The following is a 25,742-nucleotide window of genomic DNA, read 5'->3' as shown; positions in this document are numbered from 1 at the left end:
AATGTCATTATCACTTTTACAGGTCTCAATCATGTCAAAGAAATCGAGTATTAATCCTCCGGTTTTCTTCCCTTCAGTGCTGTTAATTTTCCTTATGGTGTTTATCTGTGCTGTATGGCCAGGTGAAGCCAGTCAATTTTTTAAATCGATTCAAAGCTGGCTAGAGGTCAAAGCTGGCTGGTTGTATATTCTTGGTGTCGCAGTCTTTTTAATCTTTATTATATTTGTGATGGTCAGCCGCTTTGGCGATATCAAATTAGGCCCTGATCACTCAGTGCCTGATTACAGTTATAAAAGCTGGATTGCTATGTTGTTCTCGGCAGGGATGGGCATAGGGTTGATGTTCTTCGGGGTTGCAGAGCCAGTGATGCATTATTTGGCTCCGCCAGATGCTACACCTGAGACGATTCAAGCAGCAAAAGATGCTATGAATATTACCTTTTATCATTATGGAATTCACATCTGGGCTATCTATGCTGTTGTAGCATTAAGCTTAGCGTATTTCTCATATCGTCATAAATTACCATTGTTGCCGCGTTCTGCTTTGTATCCATTAATTGGCGAACGTATTTATGGCCCTATCGGCCATGCAGTAGATACATTTGCTGTGCTTGGCACCATGTTTGGGGTTGCCACGTCATTAGGTTTTGGGGTGCTGCAAGTTAACTCGGGCTTGAGTTACTTATTCGAAGATTTACCTAATAACATAACCGTTCAAATTGTCATTATTATGGTGATAACGGGGATTGCGACTATCTCGGTTTTTGCAGGTTTAGATAGGGGGGTTAAACGTTTAAGTGAGCTGAACCTTGCTTTAGCATTACTTCTGTTACTGGCAGTATTGTTTTTAGGACCAACGGTGCTTTTACTGCAAGCATTCGTTCAAAATACTGGTGGTTACTTAAGTGATATTGTGGGTATGACATTTAACTTATATGCCTATGAACAAAAAGATGATTGGCTTGGCGGTTGGACATTGCTTTACTGGGGCTGGTGGATCTCATGGTCCCCATTTGTCGGCACCTTTATTGCGCGCGTTAGTCGCGGTCGTACGATTCGTGAGTTCTTAGTTGGGGTATTATTTTTCCCAACGGGGATCACCTTCTTATGGATGACAGTTTTTGGTAATAGCGCTATTGATATGATCAGAAATCATGGGGCGACTTATCTGTCTGAGGCGGTATCTAACGATGTTTCGGTGGCGCTGTTTAAGTTCTTCGAACACTTGCCTTTTTCTACCGTGTTATCAATCATTGCTATTTTTCTAGTGGTTACATTTTTTGTTACCTCATCAGATTCTGGTTCGTTAGTTATTGATAATTTGACCTCTGGTGGCGATGAACAAGCACCAGTATGGCAACGTATTTTCTGGGCTGTGTTGCAAGGTATTGTAGCGAGCGTTTTACTGTTAGCGGGTGGATTACAAGCCCTTCAAACCGCTGCAATTGCTAGCGCGATGCCGATTATGATTGTTATGTTGTTAATGTGTTTAGGCTTATATAAGGCATTACAAGATGACCGTTTGAAGCTAGAAAGCGTTCAGCAACATAATACTAGTGTGCAATTTGCTCAAGCGAACATGAGCTGGAAAGACCGCATTGATGTATTGGTGTCACAACCGAGCCAAGAAGATGCACAAAAGTTCCTAGATATGATTGCAAAGCCAGGTTTAGAAGAGGTCAGGCAATTATTTCTCGGCAAGGATACGCCGGCTGTGATTACTCAAGATGATGAACGGGTCCGTTTGCTTATTGGTAATAATGAGACGCTACAGTTTGCTTATGGTCTACGTATTCGTGCATTTACCATGAATGGTGTTGATGTTGAAGGTTATGAACCTGAACAAGACTACTATCGTGTTGAGGTATTCTTGGAGCATGGTGGTCAGCATTATGATGTGATGGGTTACACTCAAGAGCAAATTATTGCGGATATTGTCAATCAATATGAGCGTTACTTACATTATCAGCATTTATCTAATTCTGAGCTGGTGACGGATTTCAACGACTAACTCAGTAATTAGTGTTGATAATATGATAGAAAACATTGCCCCAAGTGATAACTGAGATTATCCTTGGGGTAATATTTTAATGAAAATTAAATGGAAAAACGATGTCAGGTACGCAAAGTAAGTTAGATAAAGTGTTAGCCGAAGCGAGAGACTATAAAGCGACTCGTGAAAAGGGCTATCGTGAACAAGCACTAAAGCTATACCCTTGGATTTGTGGCCGTTGTACACGTGAATTCACGCATAAAAACTTGTCTGAATTGACGGTGCATCATGTGAATCATAACCATGATCATAACCCATCAGACGGCTCTAATTGGGAGTTATTATGCTTGTACTGCCATGACAATGAGCATTCTCGATTTGAAGAGTTAATTCAATATGGCAATACTACTGAAAACAAGCAAGAAACGGCGACTTACAATCCTTTTGCTGATTTGAAATCGATGATGAAAAAGTAATTTTTCGAAACGTTATCGTTACTCCCTCGGAAGATAACCGAATCGAAAAACAAAACGAAAACAACAAAGCTCATTTATGGGCTTTTTTTATTACCGCCTATCTCGCTTAAGTTATTATTCTGCAGCTTTAATTTCTGCCTCAGCTTTGAGCCATTTATCACGGCTTATTATTTGATTGTTATCACCGCCGGCCATACTTTGCTTACGTTCAGGAAGTTGCTGCCAAATACTTTGTTTTCTTTCTTCGCTTGCTTGACCCCAGCCAACAATTTCGTTGATGTGCCTAAAACATCCCATGCAGTAATCATCTTCATTTAGTCCGCATTTTGCTACGCAAGGAGAGTGCATTGTTAATCCTTTTTCTGTAAATATTGTCAGCTAATTTCTATTGACCCATATAGACAAGTTAACCAATAAAATCTAGTCTGAATTCAAGTGTACCTAACTGAATTAATTAGGTTATTTGTTTGTTTTTGACGTGATTATTTTGAGTGTGCTGTCGTTTTTTAGTTGGCGTTTTGCTACGAGTAAGTAGTGTGAATGCTGCTTTATTGTGTCGTTATGGCGTGGAGATTACCATGAAATCATGGTTTGTTTTAGTTACTAAAAGTATTATTAATTTTATTGATTTGAGTCGTGAAATCAAATCTTTGAATAAAAGAGTCGTTTTCAGCAAAGTCGTGAGTGCTTTGTGCATCGGTATTATGGGACTGAGTTTAACCGCTTGCTCATTGTTGGAGGTTAAACTCGAAAGTGGTGTCGAACCTTTGCCAAAAGAGCAAATAAACATGCGAATGTTTAGCCGCGAATTTAGTTACAGCTTTTATGCTCAAGTTGAAGCAAGCGCCGATCAAATCGCTGCAAATTCTGACGATGTAAACGTCAAAGCTAATAGTATTATGTGGAAAATATACGCGGAACAGAATTTACAGCGGTCGATATTTCAAGCATCACCGGTTGCTGCAATGCTAGATACTTGGGTGTTTACCGAGCAAATGAAACAGTTTTATGAGCAAGGTTCAGGGGCTGAGTTATTTTCTGACCAGCAACATCTTGCTATTGAAGCAAGTTCAACACTCGCGCTTCAATTTGAGACGACTGTAAAAGGTTTTGTTGATGCTAATAGCTTTAAGCATAACCAAGCGTTTGTGGCGCAATATGTCGCTAAAAATCCGATTAAAGATATTACTTTTACCCGTGTATCAGCTTTTAATGCATGGCTTACTTTCAGTAAAATATCAGAATTTGAAGCTATTACTACATTTGGTTCTATGCCAGAAGTGATGAGCGACATATCTGATAGAATGGCGATGACCACAGAACAAATGCCAAAAATTCTGGGTTGGAAAGCACAACTTTATACGTTACATGCCGATGTCAGTGCTGCAGATGTGCAGTCAGCACTCAACAATATCAGCGAAACTACCATTAAGTTCCAAGAATTAATGCAACAAACACCGGAAATGATGACCGTGTTAGCCAGTGATATGACACAAGAACTTAGCCCGCTATTAGATCAGCTCAGTGATATGACTGATGATAAGCTAATGCAATTATCAAAAGAGCGTGAGTCCTTAGCATTAATTATCGTCAGTGAACGAAAAGCGTTAGCAAAAATGGTGGCAACTGAGCGTGCTGCAGCGATACAAGATTTAGATGCTTTGACTGAAAAAACAGTCGAACTGGTGTTTGCTCAAATTATTGAATTAATTAAAAGTGTCATTGTGTATTTCATTTTGTTCTTAATCGCGGTATTTTTCGCGCCGTTAGCCATTGGTGTATGGCTAGGAAGACGCATGAACGTGACTAAACAAGTTAAAGCTCAAGCAAATGATATTCGTTAATATTGAACGCTAAGGTTTTAAGTGAATCTTGTCAGTCATGTAGTGAGTAAATATTATCAGTTAACGTTATGAGTAAAAGGGACATAATGCGTTCAGATATCGCTATTCATCACAATGCTAATAGCCTGCAACTGACACAAATTAGTGAGTGTTTACTCAGGCTAAAATGTCTGTGGCAGGTTAAAGCTTTTGATTGTCAAACTTTGCCTTGGATTGAACAGTTTCCAATTTTAGCGGACAAAGTCTGGGCAATAAATGATAGCGACATTGACAACATTGATGTTGAACAACAATTGCTGATTGTTACTTTACTGCCTGCTTTGATTGAGGATTTGGCGCAATCAGGCATTGTCATTGATAACCTTGAACTCATACTCGCACAGACATCAAATACGGTCACTCAGTCTGTCTTTGATGATAAATTACAGTGTCAGCCAATTGATTCTCAGACGGGTTTGCTACATGAGGGCCTATCAGAGTCAGAACTTGCGCATTTCAGTGCCCATATTAAAGGGCGTAAGTGGCAACAAATTACGGCTTTTGCAGCCAATATTTCCACAGGAAAGCCGATTGTTGAGTGGTGTGCAGGCAAAGGGCACCTTGGACGCTATATAGCTAAAAGTCACCAAGCAGATGTTATTAGCTTAGAGTGGCAACAAAACTTGTGTGAGCAAGGTCAAAGCTTTGCTGATAAATGGCAGCTTTCACAACAATTTTATTGTGTCGATGTGTTCAATTTATCTGTAAGTAGGCTCGGTTCAAATCCGCTTAATGCAGAGCAACATGCTATAGCACTACATGCTTGCGGTGACCTGCATATCAAGTTACTTGAATTAGCGACAGAGGCTAAAACCCAAGCTATTTCTTTTTCGCCGTGTTGTTATCACCTTATACAAGCAGAGTTTTATCAGCCCTTATCTGCAGCGGCATTAGCTAGCGGGCTGAAATTGTCGCGACACGACTTGCAACTTCCTTTGCAGCAAAGTGTTATTGCTAGTGAAAAACTACAGACTTTAAGACATCAGGAAATTGCTTGGCGTTTAGGTTTTGATAGCATGCAACGTGATATCACTGGAAATGATCAATATTTGCCTATTCCCAGTATCAAACGCAGTCAGTTGTCGGGATCATTTACTGATTTTTGTCATTGGGCGGGGAAACAAAAGCAGGTTGATACATCAACAATGACGGATTTTGAAACATATCGCGTCAAAGGCGCTGCAAGACAGAGACTGACACAACGAATTGATCTTGTCGCACATCTTTTTAGACGTGCAATCGAACAATGGTTATTGCTGGATAGAGTATGCTTTTTAGAACAACAAGGTTACCAAGTTTCGATGATTGAATTTTGTGCAAACGATATCACACCGAGAAATAGGCTAATTCAAGCTAAAAAAATCACTTAGAAATTTATTCTGTTCGAACAGCTCTCTAAGGTACTGTTAAATGGTTTTTATTTTAAAGCACTGTGATTAGCCTGCTGCATGATACAGTAAACAAAAATGAAGTAATCTGTGGCTGGCGTAGATTTATATACTACTTATCGTGGTTTTATATTGAATATTTGGGCTTTTCTTGTTCAAATGGCGGGTTATTAGCAAATACCAATAAATTCGGCTGCGTTGAGCGGCATTAAAGTGAGCGATTGATACGGTTTCATGAAATATTCCCGCGTTTTTATTAATAGTATGGCCTATGAATTAGCACCCCAAGTGGTGTCTAGTCTAGACCTAGAATCTCGCCTTGCGCCACTTTACCAAAAGTTTCGTATTCCAATGGGGCAATTAGCCGCTTTAACCGGTATCAAAGAGCGTCGTTGGTGGCCAAAAGGTTATCGCTTATCTGACGGTGCAATATGTGCAGCTCGTAAAGCCGTTGCTGAAACTGGCATTAGTGTCAGTGATTTAGGCGCAGTTGTTTACACAGGCGTTTGCCGTGACCAACATGAGCCTGCAACAGCTTGTCGCGTTGCTGCTGAGTTAGGTGTCTCGAAAGACACTGCTATATACGATATCAGTAACGCCTGCTTAGGTGTGCTTTCTGGTATTTTAGATATTGCTAACCGTATTGAGCTTGGTCAAATTAAAGCTGGGATGGTGGTGTCTTGCGAATCGGCTCGCGACATTGTTGAAGTGACTATCGACAATATGCTTTCTGATCCAACCATGCAGAATTTTGCTCAATCATTGGCAACGTTAACGGGCGGCTCTGGTGCTGTTGCGGTTATCTTAACTGATGGTAGTTTACCGCTGAAGAATACTCGTAATCATCAGCTTTTAGGTGCGAGTCACTTATCAGCTCCTGAGCATCACGAGTTATGTCAGTGGGGCTTGCAAGAAACCAGTCAGAAATTGTATCGTGAGTTCATGAGAACGGATGCAGTCACCTTGCTTAAAGAAGGTGTCGACCTTGCTAAGCATACTTGGGAGCACTTTCTTACACAGCGTGAGTGGGTAGTGGATCAAGTTGATAAAGTGATTTGTCACCAAGTGGGCGCGTCAAACCGCAAACAAGTGTTAAATGCGCTTAATATCCCCCATGAAAAAGAATTTCCAACCTATGAAACCTTGGGCAACATGGGCACTGTTTCATTGCCAGTTACTGCCGCTATGGCACATGACCAAGGCTTTTTGAAATTAGGCGATCAAGTGAGCTTTCTAGGAATAGGCAGCGGATTGAACTGTATGATGCTCGGCATCAAGTGGTAGTCGCGTCGTTGGTTATTTAATAAGTATTATAAAATTATGGGAAGCATCATGTTAGAGAATCTGTTGCCTTTTGACAGCCATTATTTAGACCGTAACGGTAATAAACTTCACTATATTAATGAAGGTAAGGGTGAACCAGTTGTTATGGTTCACGGCAATCCTAGTTGGAGTTATTATTATCGTAACTTGGTCGGCGCATTAAGTTCGACGAATCAGTGTATTGTTCCTGATCATATCGGTTGTGGTTTATCAGATAAGCCGGATGATCCTCAGTATGATTACACTTTAGAAAACCGCATCGATGATCTCGAAGCGTTACTCGAACATTTAGATGTAAAAGAAAACATTACCCTGGTTGTGCATGATTGGGGCGGAATGATTGGTATGGGCTTTGCGGCTCGTTACCCTGAGCGTATTAAGCGCTTAGTGTTTTTAAATACTGCGGCTTTTCATCTACCAGAGTCTAAACCATTCCCGTGGGCATTATGGGTTTGTCGTGAAACGATTTTAGGGACTTTTTTGGTGAGAGGTTTTAATGCATTCTCATCAATCGCTTCTTATGTGGGTGTTAAACGTAAACCTATGTCTAAAGAAGTACGCGAAGCGTATGTCGCACCGTTTAATAACTGGAAAAATCGTATCTCAACGTTACGTTTTGTTCAGGATATCCCTTTAAAGCCTGAAGATCGTAACTATGAGCTGGTATCAGATATAGCTGATAGCTTGTCGAAGTTCTCTGAAGTACCGACGCTGATTTGTTGGGGACTTCAAGATTTCGTGTTCGATAAACACTTTTTAGCAAAGTGGCGACAATATATGCCCCATGCGCAAGTAACCGAATTTGAAGACTGTGGTCATTATATTCTTGAAGATGCTAGCGAAGATGTCATCGGGTTGATTCAGAATTTTATGGCTGACGAGCTTTAGGCATAACGCTAAAGACTAACAAAGCTAGTTTTTATACCTTGGGCGCTAAACATCTGTTTCGCGCCCAAATTATAACCAATGACATCGGGCTTATGACATTAAAAACCGCTAATCTCTGTCGGCACTTACAAGATGCTGCAATTCACTTCCCATCTCAATTAGCTGTTGCTGTCCAAACTGCAACATCAGCGAATCAATCGACCAATACCTTAAAATATCAAGAGCTTGATTTTGGTACCTTGAACCAACAATCTGATGATATCGCATTTCGCTTAAATGCTTTTGGCCTCAAAGCGGGCATGAAAGCGGTATTAATGGTAACGCCAAGTATCGATTTTTTTGTGCTGACCTTTGCGTTGTTTAAAGCGGGAGTCATTCCTATTCTGGTTGATCCAGGAATGGGTGTTAAGAATTTAAAACAGTGCTTTGAAGAATCGCAACCTGATGTGTTTATTGGTATACCTAAAGCGCATATCGCTCGAAGAATCTTAGGCTGGGGTAAATCTTCAGTTAAGCAATGTTTGAATGTGGGTGGTAACAAGGTTCAGCGTTGGTTATCTGGCGCAATCAGTGTTGATGAATTACCTCAAAGCAATTTAACTCATACTCAATCAAAAGCGTACCCAATGGTCACGCTTGACGATGATCAAATGGCGGCTATTTTATTTACCAGTGGCAGCACGGGTACACCCAAAGGGGTGGTGTATTCTCATGCTATGTTTGAAGCTCAAATTAGCGCATTAAAACATGATTATGGTATTAAACCGGGTGAAAGAGATTTAGCGACATTCCCGTTATTTTCGCTATTTGGTCCTGCATTAGGTATGGCATCCATAGTGCCAGCAATGGATGCAAGTAAACCAATAACTGCAAACCCTGATTATTTATTTGCCGCTATTGAGAAATACCAGTGCACCAATATGTTTGTCAATCCAGCGCTCTTAGAGCGTTTAGGGCAAGCGGCTGATGCCGCAAGTGAAGGTCGTCAACAATTTAAGCTATCTAGTGTACAGCGGGTTATTTCTGCAGGCGCTCCAGCGACTATCTCATCGATTAAACGCTTCAGTAAAATGTTAGTTGATGGCGTGGAAGTGCTTAACTCATACGGCGCAACAGAGTCTCTGCCCATCAGTAAGATACCTAGCAGTGCGCTATTTAATACCACTGTAGCAACAGATGAAGGTAAAGGCATTTGCGTGGGTCATGCCATCAATGGTGTAGATATCAGTATTATTGAGATTACTGAGTCAGTTATTACCGATTGGACTGATGTGAATATTTTACCTGTTGGTCAAATAGGTGAAATCGTTGTAAAAGGCCCAATGGTTAGCCGCGAATATTACCAACGAGATAGTGCGACAAAAATCGCTAAAATTGATGATGGTGGGGATACAAGACACCGAATGGGCGATGTAGGCTATGTTGATGACATTGGCCAATTATGGATGTGCGGTCGTAAAGCACATCGTGTTGATCAGACTTTAAAAGGTAAGCTTGCTAAAAGGTATTTCTCGATTCCATGTGAGCGAGTTTTTAATACTCATAAGCAAGTAAAGCGCTCTGCGCTGGTTAATATTGAAATTAATGGCAACATTGAACCACTGTTATGCGTTGAGTTAGATAAGAGCATTGTTTGTTCAACCAGTAAGACTTTGTATCATGAATTATTGGCTATGGCAGAAGGGTATGAGCATACGACAGGGATCTCTCGTTTTCTTATTCATCCCGATTTCCCTGTGGATGTACGCCATAATGCCAAGATTTTTAGAGAAAAATTAGCCGTTTGGGCTCAAAAGCAGTGGAAGGAATAGTTGTGACTATGGGTCAAGCACCAGTAAATAAAATTGTTAATATTGATTTGGCATCATTGTTATCTCCTGAGCAATCAGCATTACTAGCCTTGAAAAGTACGGTAAATAAAGTATTTATCACCGGCGCAGGCGGTTTTCTAGGCAAGGCTATTTGCACACGTTTACGCGCCGCAGGAATAGAAGTTAATGGTTTTGCTCGTGGAGAGTACCCAGCGTTAACCGCAATGGGTGTGTCCATGTATCAAGGTGATATTAGCGACTATGATGTTTTGTTTGCTGCTATGCAGGATTGCGATCTTGTATTTCATGTAGCCTCAAAAGCTGGCGTTTGGGGGGATAGAGACAGCTACTTTTCCCCCAATGTGAACGGCACCGCTAATATCGTTAGAGCTTGTAAGGCAATAGGCATCAAACGATTAGTTTATACCAGTACACCCAGTGTCACGTTTGCTGGCGAAGACGAAGCAGGTATTGATGAATCTGCACCTTATGCCGCTAAGTTTTTAAACTTTTATGGTCATTCAAAAGCCATAGCTGAAAAAATGGTGCTAGAAAGTAATAGCGATCAATTAAAGACTACAGCATTAAGGCCTCATTTGATTTGGGGGCCTGAAGATCCACATTTGGTTCCACGAGTGATTGAACGGGCTAAGGTTGGCAAGTTAAAGCTCGTTGGCAAAGAAGATAAACTGGTTGATACCATCTATGTGGATAATGCGGCTTATGCTCATATTCTAGCCGCCCTCGATTTATCGAAACAGAAAAATTGCGCTGGTAAAGCGTATTTTTTAAGTAATGATGAACCCATTACGATGGCAGCTATGCTCAATAACATTTTAGCCTGTGTTGATATTAAACCTGTGTCGAAGCGAGTTCCTGCAGGTATTGCCTATACTGCTGGCGTTGTATTAGAAACGCTATACTTCATCTTAGGTAAGCAACAAGAACCTATTATGACAAGGTTTGTGGCAAGGCAATTGTCAACTTGCCATTACTTTGATATTAGCGCTGCGAAAAATGACTTTGGTTACGAAGCTTTGGTGAGTATTGAAGAAGGCATGAAACGATTAAAAGCCTCCCTAAATTGATTTGATGAATTTGCAAGGATTACCGGCGTAAACACCATTGCCGGTAATATCTTTTGTTACCACACTACCTGCGCCAATGACGCTATTATCTCCGATAGAAACCCCTGCCAACACAGAGACATTTCCGCCAATCCAAACATCGTTGCCTATTGAGATAGGTTTACCAAATTCAGTGGCCCTTCGCGCTACAGGATCCAGTGGGTGAGAGGCGGTGGCAATCATGACGTTTGGGCCTAACATAACGTTATTGCCAAAACTGACTTGGCAAACATCTAGAATGACTAGGTTATGGTTTGAATAGAAATTATCTCCGACATAGATATTCTCACCATAATCGCAAAAAAAGTTAGCTTCTATGTGAAACTGACCTTTAATATTGAGCAAATTAGACAAGATAGTATGACGCTTGGCTGTTTCATTTGGCGCGAGATGATTAAATTGATGACAAAGTAACTTGGCATTTTCTCTAAGTATTACAAGTTCATCATCCCATGCCTGATAAGGCAGACCAGCAAGCATTTTTTCTTTTTCAGTCATCTTTACTTCACTTATAAATAACGTACGAAACATTCATATACCAAAGTCGGCTATACCCCACTAAATATATCACTATGATGGTACCTTGGTATGCCTAAAGAAGATTTTTAATGAGACAGAGCTATTTAACAACAAGTCACTATTTCAACATTCCTTTAATACTGTACTTCACATTATTGATAAGTGTCTGTGTATTAAGTGCCAATACTGAAGCGGCTGATTTAGCGCACAAAGAAGTGCCAACTCTAAACGTGGACAATGTTCTTTTAACTTCGGTGGAATTGAATGAGGCTGGTGACAGTAGTGAGCTAATGGGCAGCTGGGAATTAATTGCAGGGCGTTATTTGAACGAGCAAGAGCAGTGGGTAGATTATAAGGATCTTAATTTAGTGGCGATAAAAGTCATTTCAAAATCTCACTTTAGCTTCACGACCATGCAAATAAAAGATGGTGTTAAGTCATTTTGGGCTGCTGCAAGCGGTACTTATATTATTGAGTCAAAACAATATATTGAATATCCACACCTAAACTCTTTTAATGTTGGCTCTGAAGAGTCCTTTCGTTTTAATTTTGAAATAATTGAAGAGCACTGGCACAGTAAAAGGTTTGATTTAGGAAAATTGAAAGAAGTTGAAGTATGGAAAAGAATAGAGTAATTACGAGTTACAGTTTGACTTGTAACAGTAGCGTTACAAGTTGTACTTAAACAAATATCGTTTTGACTATTGGCTAAATACATCATCTCTGTATCTTAAATCCTTACCCACAAGCAATGAAAATAACATTCTAATTAATATTGTGGGCACGGGAGCAGGATGCATGAACAATGGAAATCGGCCACTTTAGCCATACATGGTGGTCATATAAAGGAAGCCTATGGTGCGTTAGTTACACCACTATATCAAAGCGCAACGTTTGTTTTTGATAATGCAGAGCAGGGGGGAGCTCGCTTTGCTGGAGATGAAAAAGGTTATATCTATACACGACTTGGTAACCCAACTACCGATGAGTTAGAACGAAAAATGGCGCTGTTAGAAGGTTCTGAAGCTGCTGCAGCTTGTGCTTCTGGAATGGCTGCTGTTTCATCTGCTTTAATGACACATCTAAAAATGGGTGATCACTTGATCGCATCAAATGCGGTATATGGATGTACATATGCATTGTTAAGTACCCAACTAAAACGCTTTGGTGTGGATTCGACATTTGTCGATTTTTCAGACCCCTTAGCCATTGAAGCTGCAATTCAACCTAATACCAAATTAGTTTTCTGTGAGACTCCTGTGAACCCACATCTACAGGTTTATGATTTAACTGCATTAGCTGAAATAGCAAAAAGAAATAATCTCATCAGCATTGTTGATAACACCTTCATGACGCCTTTATTACAACAGCCATTGTCATTAGGTATCGATATGGTTATTCACAGTGCGACTAAATATTTGAATGGTCATGGTGATGTTATTGCAGGTATCGTTTGTGGGAGCGAAGAGCATATACATCAATTAAAATATGAAATTCTTAAAGACTTTGGCGGGGTAATTTCGCCCCATGATGCTTGGTTAATACTCAGAGGACTCAAGACCTTAGATGTTAGGCTAACGAGGCATTGCGATAATGCTGAAAAAATTGCGGACTACCTCAATTTACACAAGCGTGTTAATAACGTTTTTTATCCTGGCCTTGAGAGCCATCAAGGTTTTTCATTTATCGGCAAACAAATGCAACGAGCAGGTGGGGTTATCGCATTTGAATTAGTGGGTTCTAAACAAGATGCCATTAATTTTGTGAACAAATTAAAGCTGTTTACTATTGCGGTGAGCTTAGGTGATGCAGAATCGTTGATTCAACACCCGGCATCAATGACGCATTCACCATATACACCAGAAGCGAGAGCTGAAGCTGGGATAACGGATAATTTACTGCGAATTTCTGTTGGTTTAGAGAACGTAGAAGATTTGATAATAGACATCGAACAAGCAATGTAATCGAAATGCAGTTGCTAGAGTCGATTATATTGTTATAGCTACTTTATAAAACTTTCTAGGGTTGAATTTGTATAAATTTAAGGTTTTAAGTGTATTTATAAGAGAGGTAAAACTTAGAGGGTAATGATATTTTAAATTGGTTGCGGGAGCTGGATTTGAACCAACGACCTTCGGGTTATGAGCCCGACGAGCTACCAAACTGCTCCATCCCGCGTCCGATTTAAATATTTTAGTTACTCATCATTGTAAGAATTGGTTGCGGGAGCTGGATTTGAACCAACGACCTTCGGGTTATGAGCCCGACGAGCTACCAAACTGCTCCATCCCGCGTCCGATTTTATGACTTTTACTGTGGCACATTTACTATAACTATAATTGGTTGCGGGAGCTGGATTTGAACCAACGACCTTCGGGTTATGAGCCCGACGAGCTACCAAACTGCTCCATCCCGCGTCCGATTATATAGTTCTATTAAGTTAAGTGGTTGCGGGAGCTGGATTTGAACCAACGACCTTCGGGTTATGAGCCCGACGAGCTACCAAACTGCTCCATCCCGCGTCCGTACTTAATAGTTTGTTATTTTTATTGGTTGCGGGAGCTGGATTTGAACCAACGACCTTCGGGTTATGAGCCCGACGAGCTACCAAACTGCTCCATCCCGCGTCCGAATAAAAACTAACTGCTTAAACTTCTCTTTAGAAACCATGGTTAAATGGTTGCGGGAGCTGGATTTGAACCAACGACCTTCGGGTTATGAGCCCGACGAGCTACCAAACTGCTCCATCCCGCGTCCGTTTAAGCGGGGCAGACTATAACGGCCAATCTTGTTCTTGGCAAGTCATAATGACAACTTTATTACTGCTTGCTGACTTACTGAGCATCAATGTCCTTAAATCGCGTATTTATGCGGCAAACCGTGTATTTACAGCTGTTGTATTAAAACAAAAATGAAAATTTATTAGCTGAACAGGTCTTATAAAAGCTAACTATTGTATAAAATGTGGCATTTAGCAGACAATTTCACACCTAATATCGGTTTAGGTATATAATGCTGCCTTAATTATATCTGTGAGTTGATGACTGTCTATCCATGTTAAATTTTTTTGCTGCTGCCCCTAAGGGGTTTGAATATAGCTTATCCAATGAGCTAAAAGAGTTTGGTGCTACTGATGTTAAGGAAAGCGTCGCTGGTGTGTATTTTTCTGCGCCTTTAGAGCTTGCCTATCGAATTACATTGTGGACCCGACTTGCTAGCCGCATTGTTGTGGTTATCTATAAAGGGGCTTGTGAATCTGCCGAGCAACTTTATAACGCAGCTTATAGTATTGATTGGCCGTCTCACTTCTCAAATAATAGTACATTTAGTATCGATTTCCATGGTACTGGTGGCTTTATCAATAATACCCAGTTCGGTGCATTGAAAACAAAAGATGCTGTCGTGGATCGTTTCCGTGATGATGGTCTGGATAGACCTGATGTTGGACGCGTCAATGCTGAATTTAGAATTGATGCGCATTACCGTAATAATCAGTTAACACTTTCAATCAATTTCTCTGGTGCTTCTTTACATCAACGTGGCTACCGTTCCACTACGGGTGAAGCGCCACTTAAAGAAAACTTAGCGGCAAACATGCTGGTAAGAAGTGGTTGGCAAGCAAACCCTATTACGTTATTAGATCCATTTTGTGGTAGTGGTACCGTTGTTATTGAAGCGGCATTAATGGCTGCTGATATTGCGCCAGGTCTTAAACGTGCTCGTTTTGGTTTTGAATCTTGGCATCAGCATGACCACAATATGTGGCAAGATGTTTTAAATGAAGCTAAAGCGCGTGCAAGTCTCGGTAAAACTCGCTGCGGGATTAAGTTTTATGGATCTGACATTGACGGACATTTAGTTGCGTTAGCAAAACGTAATGCTGAAAATGCCGGTGTCGCTGATTTAATCGAATTTACCGTCTCTGATGCCTTAGATGTAACTCCTCCAGTAACTGATGGCTTTTTAGTGTCAAACCCGCCTTATGGTGAGCGTTTAGGCAGTATTACCGAATTACTAAAACTGTATTATCAGTTGGGCGATAAATTCAAAAAAGACTTTGGCGGTTGGAAAATTGCCATGTTGTGTAGTGATATTGAATTATTGTCTGCATTAAAGCTAAAAGCCGATAAACAAATGAAGATGTTTAATGGTGCTTTAGAGTGTGGATTTAACCTTTATACCCTACATGCTAAAAGCACTCGCCGTGAAATGCCTGTGCTGCCTGAAGGCGTCGATATTGCTGATATCTCTCCAGCCTTTGCTAATCGTATTAAAAAGAATATGAAGCAATTAACAAAGTGGGCTAAAAAAGAAGGTGTTGATAGTTACCGAATTTATGATGCGGATTTACCTGAATACAATGTCGCAGTCGATAAGTACGTTGATTATGTTGTTATTCAAGAGTACTCCGCGCCAGCGACCATTCCTGAAGCAGTAACTAAACGCCGTTTAAGTGATGTATTACTATCATTACCTGCTGCATTAAATATGGACCCTGATCGCGTGACGTTGAAAACACGTGAAAAGCAAAAGGGTGCCAGTCAGTATCAAAAAATTGATCAACAGAAGCTAGAAGTTATCACTCAAGAATATGGTGCTAAGTTTAAGTTAAACTTAACGGGCTATCTTGATACTGGTTTATTCTTGGATCATCGTTTGACGCGTAAACTAGTTGGTGAAAAATCATCAGGTAAGCGCGTACTTAACTTATTTTCATATACTGGCTCTGCTTCTGTTCATGCTGCGTTAGGTGGGGCTAAATCAGTCACTACCGTCGATATGTCAAAAACCTATATTACATGGGCAAAAGAGAATTTTGAGTTGAATAACTTATCTGGTAATCAGTATGAGTTCATACAAGCAAACTGTATTCAGTGGGTAAAAGATTGTGAAGAGAAGTTTGACCTTATCTTTATTGATCCTCCTACTTTCTCAAATTCAAAAAGAATGGAAGACAGCTGGGATGTTCAACGCGATCATGCCGCAATGCTAGTCGATTTGATTAAAATACTTAGCCCAAGTGGAGAAATTATTTTCTCTAACAATAAGCGTAAATTTAAAATGGATATCGACTTGTTAAGTCAATATAAAATGGATATTACCAATATCGATAGCCAAACCCTTCCATTGGATTATAAACGTAATCCACACATCCATAACACGTGGTTATTGACTCATGCTAAGTCGCCTTATGCGAAATAAAGCGTAGCTAAGACATATGCACGTTAATACAGATATAACAAACCCGGGTATTATTCTTTATCACACAGATGGTTGTCATCTGTGTGATATTGCTCAATCGTTAGTTGAGCAATTAGGTATTGATTACCAACATATTGATATTTGTGATGATGAAAGTCTCGCTGAGCGTTATGGTGTTTCAATCCCGGTGTTAGTTATGGGTGAAAAAGAACTGTTTTGGCCTTTTAATGAGCCACAGTTAAATGATTTTATTAGGAGCGTCGTTTGAGTTTAGTTCGTATTAATAATGGCTCTTTAGCCTATGGCTATACCCCATTATTGAAAAATTCTGATTTTACTATTTTGCCTGGTGAACGAGTTTGTATCGTTGGCCGAAATGGTGCAGGTAAATCAAGTTTAATGAAAGTGCTTTCAGGTGATGTTTTACTTGATGATGGCGAATTTAATATCGCATCTGATGTCACCGTGAGTCGTTTACAACAAGATCCACCAAAAGCTGAAACGGGCACTGTTTATAAATATATCTCTTTAGCCTTAAAAGAGATTGGTGAAATGTTAGAGCGTTATCATAAACTTTCACATGACGTTGCTACTGCTGAACCTGATGAAATGAACAAGATGCTCAATCAAATGCAGAATTTACAAGAGTCGTTAGATCATAATAACGGCTGGCATTTGGATTCAAGAATCATTCAAAACTGTGAGTTATTAGGGCTTGATCCTGATAAACCTCTTAATGAGTTATCTGGCGGTTGGCAGCGTAAAGTTGCACTAGCGAGAGCACTTGTCAGTCAACCTGATTTATTACTGCTTGATGAACCCACTAACCACCTCGATATTGATACCATTGAATGGCTTGAAGAGTTTTTATTAAACTTTAAAGGCGCCATTGTGTTTGTCAGTCATGACCGTGGCTTTATTCATCGTATGGCAACACGAATTGTTGATTTAGACCGTGGTGTAGTGACATCTTGGCCTGGCAACTACCATGCTTATTTAGAAGGTAAGCAAGAATGGCTTCGTGTGGAAGCTGAACAGAATGCTCACTTTGATAAAAAGCTTGCTGAAGAAGAAACTTGGATTCGCCAAGGTGTAAAAGCACGACGTACCCGTAATGAAGGCCGGGTTAGAGCCCTTAAGGCGTTAAGAAGTGAACGTAGCGATCGACTAAATCGTCAAGGCAATGCCAAGATGAATGTTAGCGATACCGATCGTTCTGGCAAGTTAGTATTCGATATTAATAACCTTAATTACAATCTACCTGATAAAGACTTGGTTAAAAACTTCAGCTCTACGGTAATACGTGGTGACAGAATTGCGTTAATTGGTCCAAATGGTTGTGGTAAATCAACACTTATTAAGTTACTGATTGAAAAACTGACACCTCAATCAGGTGAAGTTAAAGTTGGTACCAAACTTGAAGTTGCATACTTTGACCAATATCGCGAAGCGTTAGATCCAGAAAAAACAGTAGAAGAAAACGTAGGTGACGGTAAAAAAACAGTCACGATTAACGGACAAGACCGTCATATTCTCAGTTATTTACAAGACTTCTTATTTTCACCAATGCGCGCGCGTACACCTGTTAAGGCGTTATCAGGTGGTGAAAAGAACCGATTGTTATTAGCTCGTTTACTTTTGCGACCTGCAAACTTAATTATTCTCGATGAACCTACCAATGACCTTGATATTGAGACCTTAGAATTGTTAGAGTCATTATTAACTGATTTTAAGGGTACATTGTTAATTGTCAGTCATGACAGAGAATTTATTGATAATACCGTGACAAGTAGCTGGTGGTTTGCTGGTAATGGTAATTGGCATGAATATGTCGGGGGTTACAATGATGCCGTAGCTCAGGGAGCTAAATTTTATTCTGAGGAACAAGCAGCAACATCTGTTGTCCAACCAACTGAGTTAATTGAAACAAAGCCTGTAAAGCAAAATAAATCAGCTACAACAGCACAAAAAGCTGCACCTAAAAAATTGTCGTTCAAACTGCAACATGAACTCGAGCAATTACCGAGTAAAATGGAAAAGTTAGAACAAGAAGTTGAAGCATTACAAAACCAAGTGGGCAGTGCTGATTTTTATAGCCAACCACAAGATAGTGTCAATTCAGTGCTTAAAACACTGGCGACAAAAGAACAGGAATTAGACACTTGCTTTGAACGTTGGGAAGAACTCGAGTCGTTGAAGTAAGTCTATAATAATAATAGGAATTAGAATGAAGTCGAAGTTTGATAAGGCATTATCTGTCGTTGCCTTGAGTGTGATTGGCGCTTTAGGAAGTGTTCATGCAGCTCCAGTATATGAAATTGTAAACCTTGAAAGTACCCTAAATGAGAACTGTGTTCCCTCTGCTGAAATCAGTTGTGTTGAAATTGACCTAAAAGGCACAGTTGATGGTACTCGAAGTGGTTATGCTTTGGCGGTTAACGCGACTGATGAAATGGTCGGTGTTTCTAAGGGGAAAAAGAAACTCTCTGTCGATGGTGAAGACGATGAAGATGATGGCGTTATTGATGTTGAAGATGGTATAGCACCTGAAGAACAAATTATTTATTCAGTATTTTTGCCAATTATAGCGAACAATTTTAGTTTTACTGCTGAAGAGAACGATCCTGTTTCTGCATGGGAGCCAAACTTTTTTAGTATGAATGGCACTACCGCACCAACAGATGTCGATGATGAAGGCGAGTTAATTGTTAATTCAGTCGAAACCTTCTTCTATGGTATCAATTCTAGTAACTACAAAGTGGGGTCATATACAGCGCCTGAAAAAACCATCGATTATGCTGGTAGCGATGAAGAGCAAGAGTTCTGGTACTACCGTGATTTTGAATTACGTGGTGTAGCTGTGACGCCTGATGGTGCAGAAATTGAACTTGCCCCATCCTACGAAACATATATTCGCGAAGATGATGGTTTTGAAGTTGAGCTAGGTGGCTGGTCAGCAGCGGCTGCAATTAATGATAATAACCTTGTTGTAGGTTATGCCAGTACCGAAATTCTTGAGTTCAGCTCAGATCGTGTTGATAACTGCATAGATGCTGATTTAGAAGCTGATGAGGATGCGCCTGCACCAGTTGAAATTTGTGTACAAGCAGATCAATACCCGTCAAACGGTCGACGTAATATTCAATATCAGACCCGCGCGCATGTTTGGCAGATTGACAATGACAATACCATTCCTTCAGAGAATGTTACCGAGCTTGAACTTGGATTAACGCCGGACGAAGATTCTACTTTATTGTTTACTGCTCAAGGTTTAGGTATTAACAATAATGATGTTGTAGTAGGTCGTTCACATGTTTACCGTAATGGAAAGACAGATGATTTGTATCAAGATGCGGCTTATTGGGTAAAAAATGCCAGTGGCGAGTATGAATATCAGTGGATTGATACTGATATATTTAGCGACACGGTTTATAGTTCTATTGCCCGCGATATAAATGATAACGGTATTGTCATTGGTAGCTTGTATAAATATGTCAGCGGTTATTTAAGAACCAAACTATTCCTTTACGATATTAATAATCCCAGTGCTGAAATCGTAGTGCCAAGTGATTTTCAAGGTGAGGGTCTTTCTGAGCTAAGTAGCTACCCAAAAGCCATTAATAATGCAGGCCAAGTCGTTGGCAACATTGAAGTGACTTTCGATAAAGATAAACCAAGACCTAAAGCGGGTTTCCTCTATAACATCAATGATGATGACTTTGTGAATATTAATAACACTTTAACGTGTGCTTCTAAAGGTTACGAGGAAGACGATGAAGGTAAATTGCGAAGAAGTAAGGTGACCATCATTGATGGTACCGGTGAGTCGTTAACTTACGATAGTGAAATATATGTCGTTGAAGCTAATGGCATTAACGAAGAAGGCACCATCGTTGGAACAGCTTTTATTCGTAAGCCATTATATCAATTTGATAGTTCAGGAAACTTAATTTTAGGCGAAAATGGTCTGCCTTTATTTGAGCTTAATGGTAATGGCGAGCCTGTCACATCGTATTTACCGCGCATGGTGGCAATGAAGCCTGTTTCAGGTAACGAAGAAGCTTGTACAGAAAGCGATGAAGTTGAAGATGAGCCTTATGTTCGACAGGGTGCTGCCAGCTTAGCTTGGATGTTTGCTTTGCCGCTACTTTGGTTACGTCGTCGAAGAATGAAATAAACAGCATTTTTTGAATAAAAAGTCGAGGATTATTCCTCGATTTTTTTTTGCTTTCAATCTCAATATCTTAATGGGAAACGCATAATTTTGTCATATTTCAAGGTTGATCTTGTATAAAAGATCGCCTATTCCTTATGTTGAGGCGAGAGCTTCTTGATTAACAAAATGAGGATGTGTTAATGAAAAGACAAAAAAGAGATAGATTAGATAGAGCATTTTCTAAAGGATTTCAGGCAGGTATTGCGGGGCGATCGAAAGAGCTTTGCCCTTATGGGACTTTGGATTCTAAATCTCAGTGGTTAGGTGGTTGGCGAGAAGGCGTAGACGGGCGTTTAACTGGTTTATTTAATAAATAAATGAAAGGATCTTATAAATATAATAATTGCCCTCAGAATGCTGTTGAGGGCAAATAAAGCAAATAATGGTATATGGGAAACCTATTAAGCTAAGTGTTAATAGGCATTGAACCATAGGTGTGATTATTAACTTAAAAAGTTGAAGTATCTTTAAATATACCCACTTTTAAATCTGTAGCAGAATATATTTCTCTGCCATCAACTTCCATCGTTGCGTCAGCAATACCCATAACAAGTTTACGATGTATTTTACGCTTCAAGGTCAGTTTATAAGTGACTTTTTTCGCTTCTGGTAATACTTGACCCGTGAATTTCACTTCACCAACGCCCAAAGCTCGCCCTTTGCCTTCAGCTCCTTCCCAACCAAGATAGAAACCGACTAACTGCCACATTGCATCTAAGCCTAAACAACCTGGCATGACAGGGTCACCGTTAAAGTGACAGTCAAAAAACCATAAGTCAGGTGTGATATCCAGTTCTGCTACGATTTCACCTTTACCGAATGCTCCGCCATCAGAATTGATTTCTGTAATACGATCAATCATCAACATATTATCGACAGGCAAGCGAGGAGAATTAGGCTCAAAAAGGTTGCCATTACCACATGCGATCAGTTCTTCTTTAGTGAAACTGTTAGCTCTTTTCATTTAAATCATTACCACTTATTTACGGATAGGCTGACAAGATAGCGAACACGTGTAAGCTAAACAACTCCGATCACTAAATTATTTTCAATTTCATCAATAATTTTTGTAAAAAGTTTAACTCGATCTCATCATCGTCATGTCCAGCCATTTTTTCAAGACGACGTTGTACCTTGCCATAGATGGATTCTTCAGGGAAATCGTTGTCTGTATCGCGTTCACCCGCATTATCGTTCATCAGTAGCTCAATAGCTTGATCCATATGATCGATAGCATGTATATGAAATAGTCCTTTATCAACGGCTTCAATCACTTCTGGCTCAAGATTTAGTTGTAATACATTTGCCTTTGGAATGATGACGGTATGTTCACCAGTTAGGCCTCGTCTTTTACAAAGATTAAAAAAGCCTTCAATTTTCTCATTAACGCCACCAATAGCTTGAACTGCCCCGAATTGATCTAGAGCGCCTGTAATCGCAAATGCTTGATTAATAGGTTGCTCTGCAATAGCAGACATCAGGCAACAATATTCAGCTAAAGATGCACTATCACCATCAATCTCTTGATAGGATTGTTCAAATACGATATTGGCATTTAAATGTAGCGGGACATCACGACCAAATATGCGATATAAGGATGCAGAAAGAATCATCATTCCTTTGGTATGGATGTTACCGCCTAATTCAGATTTTCTTTCTATATCGATGACTTCACCATCACCATAATGGACTGATGTAGTAATTCTGGCCGGTTCGCCATAGCTTGCATCATCGGTATCGATCACAGTTAAGCCATTTATCTGACCAATAACCTTACCGCTAGTTTGCAAATTAATGAAGTTATCATCGAAATTTTGGGCTGAATAAATTTCAGAACTATTATGGCGAATTTTGGCTTGATTAATTGACTTTGCAATAGCGCTTGCACTTAATGAAGTACTGTCTGAATAAGCACTCGCTTGAGTCAGCACTTGTGATATCTGCACCATAGATAGGCTTAAACGCTGTTGATGCTCAGTGAGCTTAGCGCTGTACCAAAATAGCGGCATTAAGCTTGAAAGCTCTAATGTAATATCATGAGCATCAGCTAAGCTAACTAACCACTGTAGATACTGCTTCTCACTATATTTTGTTAAATCTATTTCTGAATTTAGTTCAGCAAGTAAAGGGAAACATTTATAGAAAACTCTGTCTTCAGATCTGAGGTGAGTAAACGAGTTGGCAGATCCAATAAGTACAATCTTGCAGTTAAGTGGTATCGGGGCAATATCGTTATTAATTCTGTATTGCTTATCTTCAAGAATTTGCATGACAAATTCCCAAAGGCCTTCACGTTTCCACAAAGAGCTCACATCGATAAACACAAAATGATTTGATGCCAAAATACCGGCTTTATATTGACTTGTTTTGTCAGTTTTGTGCATCTTGCCAATTAAATCAGCACGACGAATAGAACCGCTTAAATAGGTATAAAGCTTCTTTTGATGCGCGATGGTGCCGACATTTTCTGATGGCAGTTCTGTTTGCCAGCGGAAATTAAAATTGTGGTTCTCATCTTGGCTTTTTGTCGCGACTAAAAATGTATCTGAGGGCGTTTCAGCTTGACTCACTAGCGCTTTAATAAACAGCTCACGGTCGATACCTGCAAAGTCAGCAACAAATAAGTGTTGATGCGACAATTTGGTCATTAAATTAAATGCATCAACACAGCGTTCCTGGCCTAATAATAAATGGCTTGAGTAAGCTAAAGAAGGCAATGATTGCGGTAACGTAAACTGAGGTGCAAGTTTTGGTGTTGAAATTAAAGTTGTGGTCATAGCTACAATTATCAGAAATAGTTAACGCGATTTTAGCATATATTGTTGTCATATCATTGAAATGTTCTTGGTTGCACAGTATAAACTCACGATTTTATTCTATATATTTGTACAATATTGAAACTTTTGAGACTTCACCATCAAGGTTGTACAAAATATCATCTTTTGTAAGCAAGCTTTAAACGCCCGATTCAGTATTTTATTTGGTGAGTTCTTAATGTTTGAACTCATTTTTATGATTAAAAGACGAAAAATAATAATAAAAGACTAATTGGTGACCATTTGAATAAGTTTTTATAAATTCAGGTTTACAATCAGTCCTGATACTTATATTATTTGCGGCGTTCGGAGAGATGGCAGAGTGGTCGAATGCACCGGTCTTGAAAACCGGCACGGGTTTATAGCCCGTCTAGGGTTCAAATCCCTATCTCTCCGCCATATTTAAGACGAAAGGCTCATCAGAAATGATGAGCCTTTTTTCGTTTAGTTATTTGATTCAAGTGCATTTGAACCCAAGGGCTCCTATTTCCGATGTACGCGATCTCACCGCCATATTTGAAAAGCTGGTGACTGAAACTAACGGGCTTTTTGCTCTTTATAATTTCATGATGTTGAATAACAGGTTTTTAGCACCTTAATGTAGGGTTCCAATCTTTACCCCTCAGCCATGTTAAAGACAAAAGTCTCATGTTTGCAATGCAACTAACATTCTATTCCAAGCTATATTTTCTCAAGTTTGAAAGGGTAACTTTGGTTAGCATTCCATTGACCTAAATAAATATTGCCATCGTCATCAATACATAAGCCGTGACAATGGTTAAACACATTCCAAGTGGTCGTCATGGTTTGTAATTGTCCTTCGATATAAATCGGTGCTTCGCCACCCAAATTTGCAACCACATTGTCATGCTTATCAAACACACTGATGAATCCAGAATCATCGGCGTTATTGCCTTCAATATGCGACCAACAAACAGGGGCGAAGTAATGCTGGCCATGAAAGATAGGGCCGCCAATATATGCTCCGGGTGTCTCTATGCTTGATAGGAATTGTCCATCTAATGAATAGCGTTTAAGGGCGTTATCAGCACGAGAACTAATAATGAGTTGGGGAGTGTCATTAAGATAATCAATGCCGATCCCATGGGTATTAGCCAGATTAAGATGTGGATTAGCATTGTCATGCCCGCCCCAGTGACGAATGTAACGTCCTTGTCTGTCATACTGCAATACAAAATCAGAGCCATAACCATCGGTAATATATAGGTCACCATTTTTAGCTATCGCAATGTCTGTTGGCCTAAATGGTTGACTAGTTTGATAAGCATCAACGACTTGAGGATGGCCAATAGTAAATAGTAAACGCCCATCTATCGTGAGCTTAGCGATGAAACCTGAATGAGCGGCAAGCATTTTATTATCACGACTTATTCCATCCCAATGTCTATCGACTATCCATCCGCAATCAACAAGGTAAATAAAATCTTCACCATTCTCGTTAATGATTTTAATGGCATGGCCGCCAGGAAATTGTCCGCCCCAAATATCGATTAGCTTACCGTCAGGGTTGTACACAATAATATTATTACTGCCATGATCGCTTATCATATAAATATTGCCTTTGGAGTCGATATCAAGTCCGTGACAGTTCTCTATAGGGTATTGTTCTGCATCTAGTCGCCCCCAATGACTGTTGACACGATATTGAAAATCTCCTTGTCCAATAATTAATCCATGTGGGTCGATATTAGTTTTAGGGCTTGGTGTAATACTGTTGAACGTCAATGTGATTCCTTAGACATCTGATTTTGTCATTGCTTCCATACTTTGTAGACACTATAACGCACAACGCTAGAAATTGTATATTGTTAACAATTTGCGTTTTGAGTAATTGTTAAATCGGTAGGTAATAACTTATTGAAAGTTTTTTCGCAAGAGCAAGTAATCATAGAAGTTTTTTATAATTACAATACTATTGATAGTGTAGAAGAACTCGAAAAAATAGTTACATTTGGTATCTAACTAGAGCATTCATACATTGAGTTTACTAAGTTTAAGTTTGAAATAACGTTAATTATAGTTACTAAGTTAATGCTTTCAGATGGCCTTTATTTTGTATCACTAACTCTATCTACTAAT

General features: G+C 39.7%; 20 protein-coding genes and 7 tRNA genes. 16 read left to right on the top strand and 11 right to left on the bottom strand.

Annotated features, from left to right (window positions below; all coding sequences use genetic code 11):
• The first annotated feature begins 31 nt into the window (after window positions 1-31).
• Window positions 32-2,011, top strand: a complete 1,980-nt coding sequence (locus FPK91_RS06170) for a BCCT family transporter (RefSeq protein ID WP_144209440.1) — start codon at window positions 32-34, stop codon at window positions 2,009-2,011.
• 101 nt (window positions 2,012-2,112) lie between these two features.
• Window positions 2,113-2,469 (top strand): YajD family HNH nuclease, encoded by a 357-nt coding sequence (locus FPK91_RS06165; RefSeq protein ID WP_144209436.1) that lies wholly within the window; start codon window positions 2,113-2,115, stop codon window positions 2,467-2,469.
• Window positions 2,470-2,583: 114 nt separating this feature from the next.
• Here FPK91_RS06165 and FPK91_RS06160 read toward each other — a convergent pair whose 3' ends face one another.
• The gene (locus tag FPK91_RS06160) at window positions 2,584-2,817 is read right to left on the bottom strand and encodes a DUF1289 domain-containing protein (protein WP_144209434.1); all 234 of its coding nucleotides are present in this window, start codon (window positions 2,815-2,817) and stop codon (window positions 2,584-2,586) included.
• Window positions 2,818-3,047: 230 nt separating this feature from the next.
• Between FPK91_RS06160 and FPK91_RS06155 the strand changes: the two genes are divergently transcribed.
• The 6 genes from FPK91_RS06155 (at window position 3,048) to oleD (ending at window position 10,850) form a co-directional block, all read left to right on the top strand.
• Window positions 3,048-4,313, top strand: coding sequence for a chemotaxis protein (locus tag FPK91_RS06155; RefSeq protein WP_319593230.1), 1,266 nt, complete (start codon window positions 3,048-3,050; stop codon window positions 4,311-4,313).
• A gap of 86 nt (window positions 4,314-4,399) precedes the next feature.
• Window positions 4,400-5,722 carry a methyltransferase gene (locus tag FPK91_RS06150; RefSeq protein ID WP_144209431.1) on the top strand — a complete coding sequence of 441 codons (1,323 nt, stop codon included), beginning with the start codon at window positions 4,400-4,402 and terminating at the stop codon, window positions 5,720-5,722.
• A gap of 252 nt (window positions 5,723-5,974) precedes the next feature.
• On the top strand, window positions 5,975-7,024 hold the full coding sequence (locus FPK91_RS06145; protein ID WP_144209428.1) for a 3-oxoacyl-ACP synthase III: 1,050 nt from the start codon (window positions 5,975-5,977) through the stop codon (window positions 7,022-7,024).
• A gap of 48 nt (window positions 7,025-7,072) precedes the next feature.
• A complete protein-coding gene (locus FPK91_RS06140; protein ID WP_144209426.1) occupies window positions 7,073-7,951 on the top strand; it encodes an alpha/beta fold hydrolase in 879 nt (292 codons plus the stop codon).
• Window positions 7,952-8,043: 92 nt separating this feature from the next.
• Window positions 8,044-9,762 carry an olefin beta-lactone synthetase gene (gene oleC, locus FPK91_RS06135; RefSeq protein WP_144209424.1) on the top strand — a complete coding sequence of 573 codons (1,719 nt, stop codon included), beginning with the start codon at window positions 8,044-8,046 and terminating at the stop codon, window positions 9,760-9,762.
• 8 nt (window positions 9,763-9,770) lie between these two features.
• Window positions 9,771-10,850 carry a 2-alkyl-3-oxoalkanoate reductase gene (oleD, locus tag FPK91_RS06130; protein ID WP_144214189.1) on the top strand — a complete coding sequence of 360 codons (1,080 nt, stop codon included), beginning with the start codon at window positions 9,771-9,773 and terminating at the stop codon, window positions 10,848-10,850.
• Here oleD and FPK91_RS06125 read toward each other — a convergent pair.
• On the bottom strand, window positions 10,842-11,387 hold the full coding sequence (locus FPK91_RS06125) for a sugar O-acetyltransferase (RefSeq protein ID WP_144209422.1): 546 nt from the start codon (window positions 11,385-11,387) through the stop codon (window positions 10,842-10,844). The two genes, oleD and FPK91_RS06125, sit on opposite strands and share 9 nt — an antisense overlap.
• Before the next feature lie 110 nt (window positions 11,388-11,497).
• On the opposite strand from FPK91_RS06125, the gene FPK91_RS06120 reads away from it, so the two are divergent.
• Window positions 11,498-12,043: a hypothetical protein gene (locus FPK91_RS06120; RefSeq protein WP_144209420.1), complete on the top strand. Its 546-nt coding sequence runs from the start codon at window positions 11,498-11,500 to the stop codon at window positions 12,041-12,043.
• Window positions 12,044-12,202: 159 nt separating this feature from the next.
• Window positions 12,203-13,372, top strand: a complete 1,170-nt coding sequence (locus FPK91_RS06115; RefSeq protein WP_144209418.1) for a trans-sulfuration enzyme family protein — start codon at window positions 12,203-12,205, stop codon at window positions 13,370-13,372.
• A 137-nt stretch (window positions 13,373-13,509) separates the two neighbouring features.
• Here FPK91_RS06115 and FPK91_RS06110 read toward each other — a convergent pair.
• The 6 genes from FPK91_RS06110 to FPK91_RS06085 all read right to left on the bottom strand — a co-directional run bounded on the left by FPK91_RS06110 (window position 13,510) and on the right by FPK91_RS06085 (window position 14,162).
• Window positions 13,510-13,586, bottom strand: a tRNA-Met gene (locus FPK91_RS06110).
• Window positions 13,587-13,625: 39 nt separating this feature from the next.
• A tRNA-Met gene (locus FPK91_RS06105) sits at window positions 13,626-13,702 on the bottom strand.
• Window positions 13,703-13,748: 46 nt separating this feature from the next.
• A tRNA-Met gene (locus FPK91_RS06100) sits at window positions 13,749-13,825 on the bottom strand.
• 28 nt (window positions 13,826-13,853) lie between these two features.
• Window positions 13,854-13,930 (bottom strand) — tRNA-Met (locus tag FPK91_RS06095).
• A gap of 28 nt (window positions 13,931-13,958) precedes the next feature.
• A tRNA-Met gene (locus FPK91_RS06090) sits at window positions 13,959-14,035 on the bottom strand.
• Window positions 14,036-14,085: 50 nt separating this feature from the next.
• Window positions 14,086-14,162, bottom strand: a tRNA-Met gene (locus FPK91_RS06085).
• 300 nt (window positions 14,163-14,462) lie between these two features.
• Here FPK91_RS06085 and rlmKL point away from each other — a divergent pair.
• From rlmKL to rmf, 5 genes are all read left to right on the top strand, one after another.
• Entirely contained in the window at window positions 14,463-16,610 is a 2,148-nt protein-coding gene (gene rlmKL / locus FPK91_RS06080; RefSeq protein ID WP_144209416.1) for a bifunctional 23S rRNA (guanine(2069)-N(7))-methyltransferase RlmK/23S rRNA (guanine(2445)-N(2))-methyltransferase RlmL, read from the top strand.
• Between the two features lie 16 nt (window positions 16,611-16,626).
• Window positions 16,627-16,878, top strand: a complete 252-nt coding sequence (locus FPK91_RS06075) for a glutaredoxin family protein (protein ID WP_144209413.1) — start codon at window positions 16,627-16,629, stop codon at window positions 16,876-16,878.
• Window positions 16,875-18,812, top strand: coding sequence for an ABC transporter ATP-binding protein (locus FPK91_RS06070; RefSeq protein ID WP_144209411.1), 1,938 nt, complete (start codon window positions 16,875-16,877; stop codon window positions 18,810-18,812). Before FPK91_RS06075 ends, FPK91_RS06070 begins: the two co-directional genes overlap by 4 nt.
• Before the next feature lie 25 nt (window positions 18,813-18,837).
• Window positions 18,838-20,787, top strand: a complete 1,950-nt coding sequence (locus tag FPK91_RS06065; protein ID WP_144209408.1) for a DUF3466 family protein — start codon at window positions 18,838-18,840, stop codon at window positions 20,785-20,787.
• A gap of 179 nt (window positions 20,788-20,966) precedes the next feature.
• Entirely contained in the window at window positions 20,967-21,143 is a 177-nt protein-coding gene (rmf, locus tag FPK91_RS06060) for a ribosome modulation factor (protein ID WP_144209405.1), read from the top strand.
• Between the two features lie 131 nt (window positions 21,144-21,274).
• Here rmf and fabA read toward each other — a convergent pair whose 3' ends face one another.
• Together fabA and FPK91_RS06050 are read right to left on the bottom strand one after the other, a co-directional pair.
• Window positions 21,275-21,790, bottom strand: coding sequence for a bifunctional 3-hydroxydecanoyl-ACP dehydratase/trans-2-decenoyl-ACP isomerase (gene fabA, locus FPK91_RS06055; protein ID WP_144209402.1), 516 nt, complete (start codon window positions 21,788-21,790; stop codon window positions 21,275-21,277).
• A gap of 73 nt (window positions 21,791-21,863) precedes the next feature.
• A complete protein-coding gene (locus FPK91_RS06050; RefSeq protein WP_144209399.1) occupies window positions 21,864-23,603 on the bottom strand; it encodes a S16 family serine protease in 1,740 nt (579 codons plus the stop codon).
• A gap of 347 nt (window positions 23,604-23,950) precedes the next feature.
• On the opposite strand from FPK91_RS06050, the gene FPK91_RS06045 reads away from it, so the two are divergent.
• Window positions 23,951-24,041, top strand: a tRNA-Ser gene (locus FPK91_RS06045).
• 282 nt (window positions 24,042-24,323) lie between these two features.
• Here the strand turns inward: FPK91_RS06045 and FPK91_RS06040 are convergent.
• The gene (locus tag FPK91_RS06040) at window positions 24,324-25,388 is read right to left on the bottom strand and encodes an NHL repeat-containing protein (protein ID WP_227006696.1); all 1,065 of its coding nucleotides are present in this window, start codon (window positions 25,386-25,388) and stop codon (window positions 24,324-24,326) included.
• Window positions 25,389-25,742 lie beyond the last annotated feature (354 nt).

It is taken from the genome of Shewanella donghaensis (assembly GCF_007567505.1).
Taxonomy (GTDB): domain Bacteria; phylum Pseudomonadota; class Gammaproteobacteria; order Enterobacterales; family Shewanellaceae; genus Shewanella; species Shewanella donghaensis.
Note: the sequence above shows the minus strand (reverse complement) of the source record. Positions and strands in the feature narration are given on the sequence as shown.